This window comes from Lentzea kristufekii, assembly GCF_033949925.1.
In the GTDB taxonomy this organism is placed as follows: Bacteria; Actinomycetota; Actinomycetes; order Mycobacteriales; family Pseudonocardiaceae; genus Lentzea; species Lentzea kristufekii.
In genome coordinates, this window is sequence record NZ_JAXAVV010000008.1 from 89,344 (window position 1) to 102,692 (window position 13,349).

Here is a 13,349-nt window from a genome sequence, read left to right on the forward strand (position 1 = left end):
CAAGGGTCTAGACCAGACGATTGACCCATTCCCGAACTGATGCCGAATCGACCGCCGAGTCCCATCCGGACGGCCGGACGGCGCTGCCAACGTGAAATCCGTTCACGCCCGCCGCCAGCAGTTCCGGCACGTGCCGGGCCTGCAGACCGCCGCCGACGAGCAGCGCGGGTGGGGCCTGGGTGACGAGTTTCTTGAGGTTCTCGATGCCGTCCTCGACGCCCTTCGCGCTGCCGGCTGCGAGCACGGTGTCGCACCCGAGGGTCTGCACGGTCGCCCAGGACCGGAAGACGTCGTTGGAGTTGTCGAGTGCACGGTGGAAGGTCCAGGCGCACCCCTCCAGTTCGGCGACGAGGTTGAGCGTGACGCCCTCGTCGATCTCCCCTCCCGCGTCGAGGAAGCCGAGGACGAACTCGGTGGCGCCCGCCTCCCTGAGTTCGGCCGCGCTCCGGCGCAGCGCCTTCAGGTCGCCGGGCGCGAACCCCTTGGCGTCCCTGAGCATCACGCGAACGGGGATGTCCACGGCTGCGAGGACCTCTTTGAAGGTGACGACCGACGGCGTGAGGCCGTCCGAGGCCATGTCGGCGACCAGTTCGAGCCGGTCGGCGCCGCCGGCCTGTGCGGCGTCGGCGTCCTGCGCGTCCAGTGCGATCACTTCAAGAATCGGCATGGTCTAGACCATAACGGTCTTCGCCGTGTGCTTTCGCGAATCGGGAGCGCACAGGCCGTCCGGCGCGTCAGAGGCTGTATCTGCTCGCCTGAGTTCCGCTCTTTTCACATGAGCGCTTGGTTCAGGCGTGGAGCACGCGTCAGCCGGTTCGAGGGGTGCCGGCCGGCGCGGGCTCCCACCACTGGCGGCCCGTGACTCGGAGGGGGATTCACGGGCCGCTGGCGTACCCGGAGGAAGATGAGGCTCATCCTGGCGGTAATACTGCTCCAATCGAGTGAATTTTGTATCTACCGCCCAGTTAGCCCTTCATGAGTTGGCGGACGGCGCTGACAGGGCGGCCGATCGGAGGTGCTGCATGGACGAGCTGCACACGGCGGATGACCGTCCGCCGTGGGACGGGCTTGAAGGCACCGAACGGCACGCGGTCTGCGTGGCGGCGGCACGCGAGGGCAACCGCCACGCGCTGGACGTCCTCGTGACAGAACTGACCCCGCTGCTGTGGCACGTGGCGCGCGGTCAGGGCCTCGACCGAGCCGCCGCGGAGGACGTCGTGCAGACCGTGTGGCTCGCGTTCTTGAAGAACATCGAGAACATCAACGAGCCGAAAGCCCTGGTCGGCTACCTGGTTGTCACGACGAGGCGTGAAGCACGCCGAACTTGGACACCCAACAAGCGGGAAACACACCTGTCCGACGAATACGCCGAACAGCTCGAGTCCGACACCGGCCTGCCCGAGGACGTGACGCTTCTGGACGACCGCGACCGCCGCCTGTGGCTCGCGTTCGGCCGGCTGACCACGAGGTGCCAGGAACTGCTGCGACTCACCGTGCTCGCGGGCCGCGCCGAGTACCGGGCAGTCGCCGAGGCACTGGCCATGCCCCACGGCAGCATCGGTCCGACCAGGGGACGGTGTCTGACTCTGCTGCGCAACTACCTGGAGACGGAAGGAGGATCGCGGTGAACGAGATCGACCCGCGCGACGACCGCAGGGGCCCCGAGGACACCGCAGTCCTCTCCGAACTGAACAGGCTGGTCGACGAACTGGACCCGCCGCCCGCCGACCTGGTGGACCGCGTGAAGTTCGCGATCGCCCTGGAGTCCCTGGACGTCGAGGTCGCCCGCTGGGAACGCGCCGGTTCGTTCGCCGGGGTCCGGGGCGGGCAGACCGGCACGATCACCTTCACCGTGGACAACCTGACGTTGATGGTGAACTTCACCTCGACCGGGTCACGGCACCGGATCGACGGGTGGCTGGTGCCGGCCGGGGAGCACGAGGTCGAGGTCCGGGTGGCCGATCACCAGTCGTCCTGCACACGGGCTGACGACGGTGGACGGTTCGTGTTGCCCGACGTGCCGGCTGGGACCACCCAGATTCTGGTGCATTTGGTGAATTCTCGCGGGGAGCCTGGGCGGACTGTTGTCACGCCCACGATCATGCTTTGAGTCTTCTGGTTTTCACGGCGGTTTACTGGGGTTCTGGGGTCATCGGCTGTTCCACGGTTGCCGTGGGGGCACTTTCCGAGAGGAGCGTTGGGCGGCCACTGCGGCTGTAGCCCCAGACGGCCGCCCGACGCCGTGATCGACCGTCAGAAACGGCCGGTCTTGGTCGCGTTCAGGAAGAAACTCAACGCGTTCTCTCCGAAGATCAGTACATCTCCTTCGGCGTTCTTGCTGTCGCGCGCGGCGGCGTACCCGCCGATCAGAGCCAGCTCGACGCACTGGCCTCCGTTGGGACCAGAGCGGCTCGACTTGCGCCAGGCCGCCGTGCTCAGGTCCGGGATCATGCCCGTACCTCCTCGTCTTGCCGTCACAGTTGCGTAGCAACAGTATCGAGCAGCTCAACGGACTTCTGCGGCGACAAAGCGCTGTTCAGCAACGACTGCCAGGTCAGTTCGTAGGACTCGATGCGACCGGCCTCGGACACGAAGAGCCCGTCGGTCAGGTTCTCGTTGTAGGCCACGACCTGCCCGTCAGGCCGGGTGAACAGGGTGAACGGCAACCCGCAAGCCGCATGAGCTCCCGCGGCGAACGGCACGACCTGCACGACCACCGGCCCCGAGTCCCCGCGCCGCTTGCCGCCTCCCCGCTTGCCCCCGCTCAGTTCGATCAAGTGGCACAACTGGTCCCTCATGGCCCCCGCACCACCCACTTCACGCCGGACGGCTCCCTCGCTGAGCAGGAGGTGGAGCCGTGGCGGATGTTCGCCAGTCAGACGTTTGTCCAGGAGGTGCTTCCGCGCCATACGTGCCTGCACGAGACGCGGAACGTCGCCGGGACGATGCAGCGGACTGGCCTCGATCATGCTCCGCATGTACGTCTCGGTCTGCGCCAACCCGTTCACGGTTTCCGGGTCGTAAGCGCGGATCAAGCTGGCGCTCTCCTCGGTCCCGAAGTACTTGCGCAGGCTGTCCGGCACGGCACTGCCCCACGGCGTCGGCGGCCGGCGTTTCTTGGCCTCCTTGCCGAGAAGCTTGAGCTCTTCGCGTTCCTTGGCCTCGACACCGAGAAAGTCCAGGAGTCTGTCCAGTTCGGACGGATTGACGCCGACTCCACCGCTCACGATGCGGAACACCTTGGACACCGAGCAGTCGAGCATCTCGGCCACCTCGGACTTCTCCACTCCGGCGCGTTCCATCAGCTCGCCCAGCCGCTTGCCGAGGCTCTTCTTGAAGTCGGACGGACCCTGCGTCATCGCTGCTTCTCCTTCTAATCACGGACAGTCTGCCCGATCACCGCTGGTTCGCAGTTCGCTCGATCGGGCGTCTATCAAACCTGCAATCGCCACTTTATGGTCGTCTTGCTTGCAAATCCTGTTCGCAGGGTGCCGCGAGTGTCCGCCCTGGGCCTACTTCGTCACAGTTGCGGCCCAGGGCGGGCCCATACCAAGGAGGTGAGCGCGCATGACCGGGCCGAGGCGAACCGTTCGTGTGGTCGTGATGCTGACGCTCGCCGAGGCCTCCGTGCTCGCACGGGCCGCGGTGGTGGTCACTTCCTCCTTGGACTGCAAGGACGTGAACGCGGCGGAACAAGGACTTCGCACGTTTCGCGACGCGGTCGGCCAAGCACTGGCGAGCGACGTAAGTCGCGGAGGGAACGGCGATGAGCAACATGGTCTTGTTCGGCGAACTTCGTCAGCGTCTCGACGAGCATCTTGACCTGGTCTCGCGGGTAGCGGCCGAAGGCGACGCCGGGTCCGCTCTGTCGGTGATGAGACAGGACGTCCCAGGTCTGGTCGCCGCGCTGCGCGTGTTCGCCGACGAACATCGGCCTGACGAGAACGGTTGCTGCCGGAAGTGCCGCGGCGGGCCGTTCTGGCGCAGGGTGGCGGCGCCATGCCGGATGTTGCTCAACGCGCTTCTGGCGTCCGGCGCGGCCACGACGACGACACGGGAACACGGGTGGTTCCGTCCGCGCGGACACAGGTCATGCGAGTCGTGAACGCAGAAGCACGGCCCTCCGAGCTGGCCCGCATCGTCGCGCCGTACATCACGCAGTGGGGCTCCGAGCAGGATCTGACGCCCAAGCTGGTGACATGGCCTCGCGGCGGCACGGCTATGCGAACGAACTGGAAAGCGACCGCGACGACCACGGTGTTCTGTGGCAACAGGTGACCGCACGACACGGACTGGGCAGGCCCGAGTTCGGCAAGGTGCACCCCGGGCGGCAGCGGCGGGCGATGATCGAGCTTCTCTGTCAGGTGTGCGCCGGACCGGCGGATCGAACGCGTGACGGCGTCCTGTGGTTGCTGCGGGACCACCGAGGAGATTGGAAGGGTTGGCCGGACGGCATGGGTTCGGTCGATCCTCCCGTGTGCGCGCCCTGCGTGACTATTTCGTTGCGGCGGTGCCCAGCGCTTCAGCGAGGCGCCGTCGCGGTGCGAGCCCGCGAGTTCCCGATAGCCGGCGTGCGAGGCACGTTGTATCGACAAGGCCCGCTCGTGCCCGCCGTGGTCGGTATCGCGAACCTTCCGTATGAAGATCCGAAGGTCCGGTGGATGGTTGCGGCCTCCCAGATCCGTGAACTGCGGCGCTGCACTTTCGTCGCGACCGAAGAACTCCTGTGCCAGGTTTGAACCGGCAGCATTCGACGCGTTCGGCTTCAGCGGAACTGCCGGGAAGAGAGCACGGGTGGCATCGTTCGAAGAGGTCGCAGCTGCATTGGACCAGGTTCTGGGCACAGCCGACCGAGCGAGGGAGGCTCTGGCCCAAGCAGGGCGGTTGGTCGAAGAAGCAGCGGACCTGCTCGAGGATGTGGCGTACGGCGCGGGTCACCTCGAAGATGACTTCAACCAGACTGTTCAGGCCTGGCGGGATGTCGCTGCGGGCGCTGCTGAGCTGGCCCAGGTCATAACAGCCGGCTGCCGGGTGACCGAGCAGTACCGGAAGCCCCTTCAAGGGGACCTATCCGTGCGGTCACCGGAAGAGCCCGTTCTTCGAACGCACCTGCCGAAATCCACATCACAGGCCGTGTCGACGCCGGTGCCATCACTGGATGGCGCATGGATCGAAGAGCAGCGATCACAACTCCCGACCTACGTCACCAGCGGAATCTACCGGGACGAGGACGGCAACGCCGATCTGGTCCAGAGTGGACAGGAACCTGACGGGGAACACCTTGCAATCGGCGCTCATCTCCAGCCACTGGGGTTCCCAATGGGCGGCAAGGGACGTGTGGCAGCCACTGAACACGTCGAGGTCAAGGTGGCCTGGCGGCAACGCAACGCAGGGATCACACACACCGACGTGGTGATCAACAACGAATTGTGTGTCGGCCTGTACTCGTGCCGCAATGTGTTGCCGTATGTACTTCTACCGGGACAAACAATGACTGTTCATGGTCCGGTAGAATCCGAGACCTTCACCGGAAGGGTTCTGCCGTGAGAAATTCTCTCGACGCGTACTACTTCACTCCCGACAACCGCGGCCGGGAACCGGTGACGGTGGACTCCGAGTTGAAGCTGGAACAGATGCTCGCCGAGGTAGTGGCGAACAGGCAACCTCAACCGACTGTCGTGTACGTACAGGGCCGACCAAGGACCGGTCTTCTGCAACTGCCAGACCATCAACTCAAGTTCGACATCGACGAGTTGCACGGGGTTGCGGCCATCCATGCGATGGGACCACCCAGTTTCGTGACCCAGGACAGTGCAGCGGTGATGTCCGAGGAATCGCGTGACCGAACCGGGGAAGATGCCGAGAACGGCGAGATGCGTGCGTGGGTCACTCTCTGGAAGGGCTCGCACGCACCGGCCATGCCTGCTCCGCAAGTGGCCGAGGGCGACATCACCCTGTACGTGGACGTGGACACTCGTACCCGGTTCCCGGCTGATGCCGCCATTCCGTTGGAGAAGCTGCGAGAGGCACTCCAGGAGTTCGCAGAAACGGGCAAACGCCCCACCTGTGTGGACTGGCAGGAGTCGGACGTCTTCTGACCGATCGGCAGAGACCACCGCGGAAGTGGCAAGGCTGAGTACAGCGATGATCCGTGGGGTTCAGGATCGTCACCAGCCGTGCCGACAGGTTGATGAGGGGAGCTTTCATCAACGTCAGGACCGCGCAGCGCCTGGCCCCGCGTAGTACGCGCGAGCGGGGGGAGACGGTTCGCGCGTTGAATGCCGAAAGGCCCGGCTCGCCGAAGCGAACCGGGCCTTTCAGAGGTGAAGCGTTGCGGACGGACTCAGAAGTCCATGCCGCCGGCGTCCGGCGCGGCGGGCGCGGCGTTCTTCTCCGGCTTGTCCGCGACGACGGCTTCCGTCGTCAGGAACAGGGCGGCGATGGACGCGGCGTTCTGCAGCGCGGAGCGCGTGACCTTGGCCGGGTCGATGATGCCGGCCTTGATCAGGTCCTTGTACTCGCCGGTCGCGGCGTCCAGGCCCTCGCCCGAGGGGAGGGACTTGACGCGCTCGACCACGACGCCGCCTTCGAGGCCGGCGTTGACGGCGATCTGCTTCAGCGGCGCCTCGACGGCGACCTTGACGATGTTGGCACCAGTGGCCTCGTCGCCCGTGAGCTTCAGGCCGGCGAAGGCGACCTCGGCGGCCTGCAGCAGCGCGACGCCACCACCGGCGACGATGCCCTCCTCGACGGCGGCCTTGGCGTTGCGGACCGCGTCTTCGATGCGGTGCTTGCGCTCCTTGAGCTCGACCTCGGTGGCCGCGCCCGCCTTGATGACGGCGACGCCGCCGGCGAGCTTGGCGAGGCGCTCCTGGAGCTTCTCGCGGTCGTAGTCGGAGTCCGACTTCTCGATCTCGGCGCGGATCTGGTTGACGCGACCCTGGATCTGGTCGGCGTCACCGGCACCCTCGACGATGGTCGTCTCGTCCTTCGTGACGACGACCTTGCGGGCCTTGCCCAGCAGCGAGATGTCGGCGTTCTCCAGCTTCAGGCCGACGTCCTCGGTGATGACCTGGCCACCGGTGAGGGTGGCGATGTCCTGGAGGATGGCCTTGCGGCGGTCACCGAAGCCGGGCGCCTTGACGGCGACGGACTTGAAGGTGCCACGGATCTTGTTGACGACCAGGGTCGCCAGGGCCTCGCCCTCGACGTCCTCGGAGATGATCAGCAGCGGCTTGCCGCCCTGCATGACCTTCTCGAGGAGCGGGAGCAGGTCCTTGACCGTGGAGATCTTGGAGCCGAACAGCAGGATGTACGGGTCCTCGAGGGTCGCTTCCTGACGCTCGGGGTCGGTCACGAAGTAACCGGAGATGTAACCCTTGTCGAAGCGCATGCCCTCGGTGAGCTCGAGCTCGAGACCGAGGGTGTTGCTCTCCTCGACGGTGATGACGCCTTCCTTGCCGACCTTGTCCATCGCCTCGGCGATGAGCTCGCCGATCGTGGGGTCAGCGGCGGAGATGGACGCGGTAGCAGCGATCTGCTCCTTCGTCTCGATCTCCTGGGCGTTCTTCAGCAGCTGCTCGGCAATGGCCTCGACGGCCTGCTCGATGCCGCGCTTGAGGCCGAGCGGGTTCGCGCCCGCGGCCACGTTGCGCAGGCCCTCGCGGACCAGTGCCTGTGCCAGCACCGTCGCGGTGGTGGTGCCGTCACCAGCGACGTCGTCGGTCTTCTTCGCGACCTCCTTGACCAGCTCGGCCCCGATCTTCTCCCACGGGTCCTCGAGCTCGATCTCCTTCGCGATGGAGACGCCATCGTTGGTGATGGTCGGCGCGCCCCACTTCTTCTCGAGCACGACGTTGCGGCCCTTGGGGCCGAGCGTCACCTTGACGGCGTCAGCGAGGATGTTCATCCCGCGCTCGAGACCGCGACGGGCTTCCTCGTCGAACGCAATCATCTTGGCCATTGCGGTGTGTTCCTCCGCCTATGTGGATTCTGGGCCACTGCGGGCACACGCCCACAGCGGAACACGATTCGCGTGGCCAGGCTCGGTGCCCGCGACGGACGACTCCCCGTCAAGTGACGAGAGGCCTCACCAGTCCTAGCCTCACTTCTTGGCACTCGATGGTGCCGAGTGCTAGTTCGTGTTTAGCACTCGGGCACGACGAGTGCAAGCGGCTCCGGACGACTCCCAGGCGACTCTCAGCGTGATGTGCGCACCGGTACAGAGGTCGGCAGCGGCTTGTTCGAGGTCGTCTCGTCGCCGATGTTCAGCGACGGGGCCGAGCTCGTCTTGGGCTGCCTCGCGGGCTCGTCACCAGGCGAAAGGATGACCACCACGATGATGATCACCACGATCGCCACCGCGGCCGCGATGACCGGCGCGAACCACGCGGGACGTTCCTTCTTGCCGGACGACGTGAACGCGCTCACGCCCACCTGGTTCGGCGGGCGCAGCCGGACCGGGTCCTGCAACTGCTGCTGGTAGCCGCCCTGGTACTGCCCCTGCTGCACCGGCATCGGCCCGGAGACCGGCGGTTGAGCGGGGAACGAGCCGGACTGCGGCCCGAGTTGAGCGGGAGCCGAGCCCTGCGCGACCCCGGCGAGAGCGACGCGGGCGGCGTTGATGAGCTCGGCGCAGTTCGCGTACCGCTGCGCCGGGTCCTTCGAGGTGCCCTTGCGGATCACGTCGTCGATCGCCGGCGGCAGCGCCACGAGGTGCGACAACGCCGGGACGACGTTGCTGAGGTGGCCCGCGATGACCTCCTGCACGCCGCCCTGGAACGGGGGACGGCCGGAGAGGCAGGCGAAGAGCATGCAGGCGAGCGCGTACTGGTCGGTGCGGCCGTCGACGGGCTCGCCGCGCAGGTGTTCCGGCGCCGCGTAGGTCGGCGAGCCGAGGAAATCACCCGTTCGGGTGCGGTGGCCGGTGGCGCCGCGGCGGGTCAGGCCGAAGTCGGCGACGTAGACGTGCTCGCGCACGCCCTCCTTCTGGGTCACCAGCACGTTGGCCGGCTTCACGTCGAGGTGCACGAGGCCCTTGCCGTGCAGCATGTCGAGCGCTTCGGCCACCTGGGCGAGCAGCGACAACGTGCGCGCGGGGGTGAGCGGCCCCTCCTTGATGTGCCCGGACAGGTCCTGGCCGTCCACGAGCCGCATCGCGATGTAGAGCAGGCCGTCGACCTCGTCGAAGTCGTACAGCGGCACGATGTTCGCGTGGTCGATCGCGGAGGTGTTGCGCGCCTCGTCGACGAACCGCTCGCGGAACTCCGCGTCGGGCGCCAGGTGCTCACCGATGACCTTGAGCGCGACCTTCCGGCCCAGTCTCACGTCCGTGGCCCGGTACGTCACGCTCATGCCACCGCGACCCAGCACACCGTCGATCCGGTAATGGGCGATTCGCCGTCCGCTCAGGTCCTCCGACACGCGAGGCAGCCTAACGTCCGGCCGGATCGGCGTGCCGGGGGTTGGCCCAAGCTGTGATCAGGTCGGTTCTAACTGGCGCGGCGCACGTCCGAGGCCTGGCTGCGCCCGTCCCGTCCCGCCTGCACCTCGAACTCCACCCGATCGCCTTCTGAGAGCGTCCGGAAGCCCTCCATCTGGATCGCCGAGTAGTGCACGAACACGTCGGGCCCGCCATCGGTCGCGATGAAGCCGTATCCCTTTTCGGAGTTGAACCACTTGACGGTACCGAGAGCCAAGACGTCCTCCTTCAGATCACGCATCTCGCGCAAAGCGCAGAACGCAACGCTAAAAGAAGAAATCTCACGCGGATACCTCCTTACGGAGTCATGAACGAGGGCTGACTCCGTTGGCGCGCAACCAGGTGGTGAGTCGTCGAGGGCCACGAGCCTGGGTCAGCACGGCACCGGGTCCGGCGAAGTCGAACACCAGGCCCTCGCCTGTCTGAATGGATTGCACGCCATCCGGTGCGGAGGGCCGAAGACGGCATTGCACGGTGTCCGCGAACGCCACGACGTGATCGCTGCTGATGGTCACCGCTTCTCCCGCTTCCAGCGTCACGAGGTCGAGTGCGCCGTAGCAGGCGAGCACCACCGCGCCCTGGCCGTGCGCGTAGTTCATGAAGCCCTCGGCGCCCCCGAAGATCGCCTGCATCGGCGGCGCCTCGGGGTTCATCGCGACCGTGCTGCTCGACGCGATCCAGCTGTGCCGGGCGAGGCACCAGCCGTGCGTCCCGTCGAGTTCGATCTGGTGCAGGTCTCCCGGCAGCACGGGCGCCGCGTCGATCCAGCCGCCCTCCGCGCCCGCCGTGCACAGCGCGACGGCCTTGGCGCCCGCGCCCTTCACCTCGACGACGAGCCCGTAGCTGGTGGCCGCGATGGTCAGCGGGTCGGCCAGCACCGCCTCGCCGGGCGCGAGCACGAGTCTCGCCACGCCGAACGTCGGTGTGTGCCTGGTCCGGACCTGCACTGACAACACCTCCGGGAAGAAACGGGGCAAGTCGATCGTCACGATCACCGCGACGTTGGCAGTATGCAGTCGTGTCCCCCACCACTGTCGCCGAACACCGCCAGCGCGTCGCGGAGCTCGTCGGGTCGATGCCCGTGCTGCAGCTCCCGCTCGAGGAGTGCCTCGGGCTCGTGCTCGCCGCCGACGTCATCGCGCCGCTCGCCCTGCCGCCGTTCGACAACTCCGCGATGGACGGGTACGCGGTGCGCGCCGCCGACCTGAGCCGAGACGAGACGGTCCGTCTCGTCGTGGCCGACGACATCCCGGCGGGCCGCACCGAGCTGAACCCGCTGGAGCCCGGCACGGTGCAGCGGATCATGACCGGCGCCCCGATTCCGCCCGGCGCGGACGCGGTGGTCCAGGTCGAGTGGACCGACGGCGGCACCGAGACCGTGGCGATCCACCGGGCCGTGGAGCCCGGCCAGAACATCCGGATCGGCGGCGACGACGTGCAGAAGGGCGACGCGGTGCTGGCCGCGGGCACCGTGCTGCGCCCGTCCACGCTCGGCCTCGCCTCCGCGCTCGGCCTGCCCGAACTCCCGGTCCGCCGCCGCCCGCGCGTGCTGGTCCTGTCGACGGGCTCCGAGCTGGTCGAACCTGGCCGGCCGCTGGAGCTCGGCCAGATCTACGAGTCGAACGGCATGATGCTCGCCTCCTCGGTGCGGGACGCGGGCGGCGTCGCCGTCCAGCTGCGGTTCGTGCCGGACGACGTCGAGGCGTTCCACCAGGCACTGAAGCCGTACCTGGGCTCGGTGGACGTGATCATGACGTCCGGCGGGGTCAGCGCGGGCGCGTACGAGGTGGTCAAGGACGCCCTCGCGGACCACGACGTGCAGTTCACCAAGGTCGCGATGCAGCCGGGCGGGCCGCAGGGCTCCGGCCGCTACGAGGGCGTGCCGGTGCTGTCCCTGCCGGGCAACCCCGTGAGCGCGCAGGTGTCGTTCGAGGTGTTCGTGCGGCCGGCGCTGATGGCGTCCATGGGCCACAAGCAGACCGAACGCCGCACCGCGCAGGCGAGGATCACGACGGGGCTGACGTCTCCGGCGGGCAAGACGCAGTTCCGGCGGGGCCTGCACGACCCCACGTCCGGCCAGGTCGTGACGCCGGTCGGTGGCCCGGGGTCGCACCTGCTGTCAGCGCTCGCGCTGTCGAACTGCCTGATCGAGGTGCCCGAGGACGTGACCGAACTGGCTGCGGGGGCAGAGGTCACCGTGAGATACCTGCAGTAGCAGCAGAACGATCTCTGGGGGATGCAGGAATGAGAGCAGCGCTGGCACTGGTGATGCTCGCCGGGTTCTTCGTGCTCGGGACGGGCATCGTCACGGCGCTGGGTGTGCTCGCGGCCGTCCTCTTCGACCGGGGACAGACCGAGGGCGGCTGGTGGCTCGTGGCGCTGGCGATCCTGGTCGGCGCACCGATGCTGTACGCGGTCGTCGTGGCGGTCTGGGCGCGCCCGCGGGCGGAGGGCGTCCCGCTGACCCGCGCGACGCACCCGGAGCTGTGGCGGCACGTCGACGAGCTCGCGGCGATCGCGGGCACCCGCAGTCCGGACGAGCTCCGGCTCGTCGACAAGGCGAACGCGGGTGTGTGGGAACGCCGGGGCACCCGGTACATGGAGCTCGGCCTGCCGTGGCTGGCCGGGATGACGATCGGCGAGCTGAGGTCGGTGCTCGCGCACGAGCTCGGCCACTACGGCGGCGGGCACACGCGGGTCTCCGCGCTCACCTCCCGCGCGCAGACCGCCCTCGGGCTGGTGTCGAAGACGGACAACGCCTTCGTCGGCGTCCTCTACGCGTGGGCGAAGCTGTACGCGCTGGCCGCGGCCTCGGAGAGCCGCAAGCACGAGCGCTTCGCCGACGAGGTGTCCGTGGCGGCGGCCGGCCGCGAGGCGTCGATGCGGTCGTTGCTGCGCGGCGGCCCGCTGGGCGTCGCCTGGGAGGACTACAAGCGCTGGTACGTGTCGCTGGCCGTGCTGGCAGGGCGCACGCCTCCGTTGCTGGAGGGCTTCCGCGCTTACCTCGACCACCCGCGACGCGTGCACCAGCTGCGCGAGATCGAACCACTGCTGGCCGCGCAGGAACCGTCGTCGGTGTTCAACAGCCACCCGCCGATCCGGGAACGGGTGGCCACCATCGAGCGGCAGTACCCGCGGATCGGCGGCGTCGCCGAGGCGATGGACGAGCGCTCGTCGTGGCCGTTGCTCGGCGGCACGCCACCGGAGGAGGTCGCGGCGCTGGTCGGCGTGCAGGGGCCGCCGATCACCTGGGAGGAGCTCGCCCGGCTGGCCGGGCCGGTGCTGGTCCGCCGTCACGCCGACCTGTTGCGGCACGCGGGCCGGGTGAGCAAGGTCGGCGAGACGGTCGCCGACGTGCTCAGGGCGTTGGAGGGCGCGCAGCTGCACAAGCTGACCGGAGCACCGGTCGACGCGTCGCTGACCCGGGACGAGGTGCACGAGGCCGCCGTCGACGCCGTGACGGAACTCTTCGGGTGCATGGTCGCTGACATGCTCGTATCCACTGACCGCGCGACGCTGGAACTCAACTGGGGCGGGCTCTTCGTGCTGCGGATGCCGGACGGAGCTGCGGTCTACCCGGAGGACCTGGTCGCACCCGCCGTGCGGGACGCCAACCAGGTGCCTGACGTGCGGTTCAGGCTGCAAGCCCTGGGCATCGACGGACTGTGACGGAACGCTCACCCAACGACGTTGTTCACGCCATGTGACGGGGATTACACTGACCGCAGGTGCCGGTAGGCCCGCGCATTCGTCGGGGGATGCACGGGCCTACCGGCCACTTGTCTTTCCGGCAGTCCCGATGGGCGGTTTGGCGTGTTGCCGTAGCGTGATGCCGCCCGACAATCCACGGAAGCTACGGAACCCACAG

General features: G+C 67.7%; 15 protein-coding genes. 8 read left to right on the forward strand and 7 right to left on the reverse strand.

Going from position 1 to position 13,349, the window contains the following annotated elements; genetic code table 11:
- Window positions 1-7 precede the first annotated feature (7 nt).
- Window positions 8-667, reverse strand: a complete 660-nt coding sequence (locus SK571_RS17755; RefSeq protein ID WP_319985191.1) for a copper homeostasis protein CutC — start codon at window positions 665-667, stop codon at window positions 8-10.
- Between the two features lie 355 nt (window positions 668-1,022).
- Here SK571_RS17755 and SK571_RS17760 point away from each other — a divergent pair, with 355 nt between their 5' ends.
- A complete protein-coding gene (locus tag SK571_RS17760; RefSeq protein ID WP_030480626.1) occupies window positions 1,023-1,628 on the forward strand; it encodes an RNA polymerase sigma factor in 606 nt (201 codons plus the stop codon).
- 5 nt (window positions 1,629-1,633) lie between these two features.
- A complete protein-coding gene (locus SK571_RS17765; protein WP_169746023.1) occupies window positions 1,634-2,110 on the forward strand; it encodes a carboxypeptidase regulatory-like domain-containing protein in 477 nt (158 codons plus the stop codon).
- Window positions 2,111-2,253: 143 nt separating this feature from the next.
- Here the strand turns inward: SK571_RS17765 and SK571_RS17770 are convergent, their stop codons facing one another.
- Both SK571_RS17770 and SK571_RS17775 read right to left on the reverse strand, forming a co-directional pair.
- Entirely contained in the window at window positions 2,254-2,451 is a 198-nt protein-coding gene (locus SK571_RS17770; RefSeq protein ID WP_319985192.1) for a DUF397 domain-containing protein, read from the reverse strand.
- A 23-nt stretch (window positions 2,452-2,474) separates the two neighbouring features.
- Window positions 2,475-3,359, reverse strand: a complete 885-nt coding sequence (locus SK571_RS17775) for a helix-turn-helix domain-containing protein (RefSeq protein WP_319985193.1) — start codon at window positions 3,357-3,359, stop codon at window positions 2,475-2,477.
- Between the two features lie 407 nt (window positions 3,360-3,766).
- Here SK571_RS17775 and SK571_RS17780 point away from each other — a divergent pair, with 407 nt between their 5' ends.
- From SK571_RS17780 to SK571_RS17795, 4 genes are all read left to right on the forward strand, one after another.
- Complete coding sequence (locus tag SK571_RS17780; protein WP_319985194.1) at window positions 3,767-4,105, forward strand: hypothetical protein; 339 nt, start codon at window positions 3,767-3,769, stop codon at window positions 4,103-4,105.
- A 94-nt stretch (window positions 4,106-4,199) separates the two neighbouring features.
- On the forward strand, window positions 4,200-4,739 hold the full coding sequence (locus SK571_RS17785) for a hypothetical protein (RefSeq protein ID WP_319985195.1): 540 nt from the start codon (window positions 4,200-4,202) through the stop codon (window positions 4,737-4,739).
- Between the two features lie 55 nt (window positions 4,740-4,794).
- A complete protein-coding gene (locus SK571_RS17790; protein WP_319985196.1) occupies window positions 4,795-5,547 on the forward strand; it encodes a DddA-like double-stranded DNA deaminase toxin in 753 nt (250 codons plus the stop codon).
- Entirely contained in the window at window positions 5,544-6,098 is a 555-nt protein-coding gene (locus SK571_RS17795; RefSeq protein ID WP_319985197.1) for an Imm1 family immunity protein, read from the forward strand. The genes SK571_RS17790 and SK571_RS17795 overlap by 4 nt, the downstream gene beginning before the upstream one ends.
- Before the next feature lie 245 nt (window positions 6,099-6,343).
- Here the strand turns inward: SK571_RS17795 and groL are convergent, their stop codons facing one another.
- From groL to SK571_RS17815, 4 genes are all read right to left on the reverse strand, one after another.
- Complete coding sequence (groL, locus tag SK571_RS17800) at window positions 6,344-7,963, reverse strand: chaperonin GroEL (protein WP_319985198.1); 1,620 nt, start codon at window positions 7,961-7,963, stop codon at window positions 6,344-6,346.
- 236 nt (window positions 7,964-8,199) lie between these two features.
- The gene (locus tag SK571_RS17805) at window positions 8,200-9,423 is read right to left on the reverse strand and encodes a serine/threonine-protein kinase (RefSeq protein ID WP_319985199.1); all 1,224 of its coding nucleotides are present in this window, start codon (window positions 9,421-9,423) and stop codon (window positions 8,200-8,202) included.
- Window positions 9,424-9,491: 68 nt separating this feature from the next.
- Window positions 9,492-9,698 (reverse strand): cold-shock protein, encoded by a 207-nt coding sequence (locus tag SK571_RS17810; RefSeq protein WP_090014840.1) that lies wholly within the window; start codon window positions 9,696-9,698, stop codon window positions 9,492-9,494.
- 88 nt (window positions 9,699-9,786) lie between these two features.
- The gene (locus SK571_RS17815; RefSeq protein ID WP_319985439.1) at window positions 9,787-10,428 is read right to left on the reverse strand and encodes an AIM24 family protein; all 642 of its coding nucleotides are present in this window, start codon (window positions 10,426-10,428) and stop codon (window positions 9,787-9,789) included.
- Window positions 10,429-10,499: 71 nt separating this feature from the next.
- Between SK571_RS17815 and moeA the strand changes: the two genes are divergently transcribed.
- Both moeA and SK571_RS17825 read left to right on the forward strand, forming a co-directional pair.
- Window positions 10,500-11,696 carry a molybdopterin molybdotransferase MoeA gene (gene moeA / locus SK571_RS17820; RefSeq protein ID WP_319985200.1) on the forward strand — a complete coding sequence of 399 codons (1,197 nt, stop codon included), beginning with the start codon at window positions 10,500-10,502 and terminating at the stop codon, window positions 11,694-11,696.
- 29 nt (window positions 11,697-11,725) lie between these two features.
- Window positions 11,726-13,150, forward strand: a complete 1,425-nt coding sequence (locus tag SK571_RS17825) for a M48 family metallopeptidase (RefSeq protein ID WP_319985201.1) — start codon at window positions 11,726-11,728, stop codon at window positions 13,148-13,150.
- Window positions 13,151-13,349 lie beyond the last annotated feature (199 nt).

Excerpts from the sequence above, each read along its gene's own strand:
- SK571_RS17760 (WP_030480626.1), top strand. The coding sequence starts at position 1,023 with ATGGACGAGCTGCACACGGCGGATGACCGTCCGCCGTGGGACGGGCTT.
- SK571_RS17755 (WP_319985191.1), bottom strand. The coding sequence starts at position 667 with ATGCCGATTCTTGAAGTGATCGCACTGGACGCGCAGGACGCCGACGCC.
- groL (WP_319985198.1), bottom strand. The coding sequence starts at position 7,963 with ATGGCCAAGATGATTGCGTTCGACGAGGAAGCCCGTCGCGGTCTCGAG.
- SK571_RS17780 (WP_319985194.1), top strand. The coding sequence starts at position 3,767 with ATGAGCAACATGGTCTTGTTCGGCGAACTTCGTCAGCGTCTCGACGAG.
- SK571_RS17770 (WP_319985192.1), bottom strand. The coding sequence starts at position 2,451 with ATGATCCCGGACCTGAGCACGGCGGCCTGGCGCAAGTCGAGCCGCTCT.
- SK571_RS17785 (WP_319985195.1), top strand. The coding sequence starts at position 4,200 with ATGGCCTCGCGGCGGCACGGCTATGCGAACGAACTGGAAAGCGACCGC.
- SK571_RS17775 (WP_319985193.1), bottom strand. The coding sequence starts at position 3,359 with ATGACGCAGGGTCCGTCCGACTTCAAGAAGAGCCTCGGCAAGCGGCTG.
- SK571_RS17825 (WP_319985201.1), top strand. The coding sequence starts at position 11,726 with ATGAGAGCAGCGCTGGCACTGGTGATGCTCGCCGGGTTCTTCGTGCTC.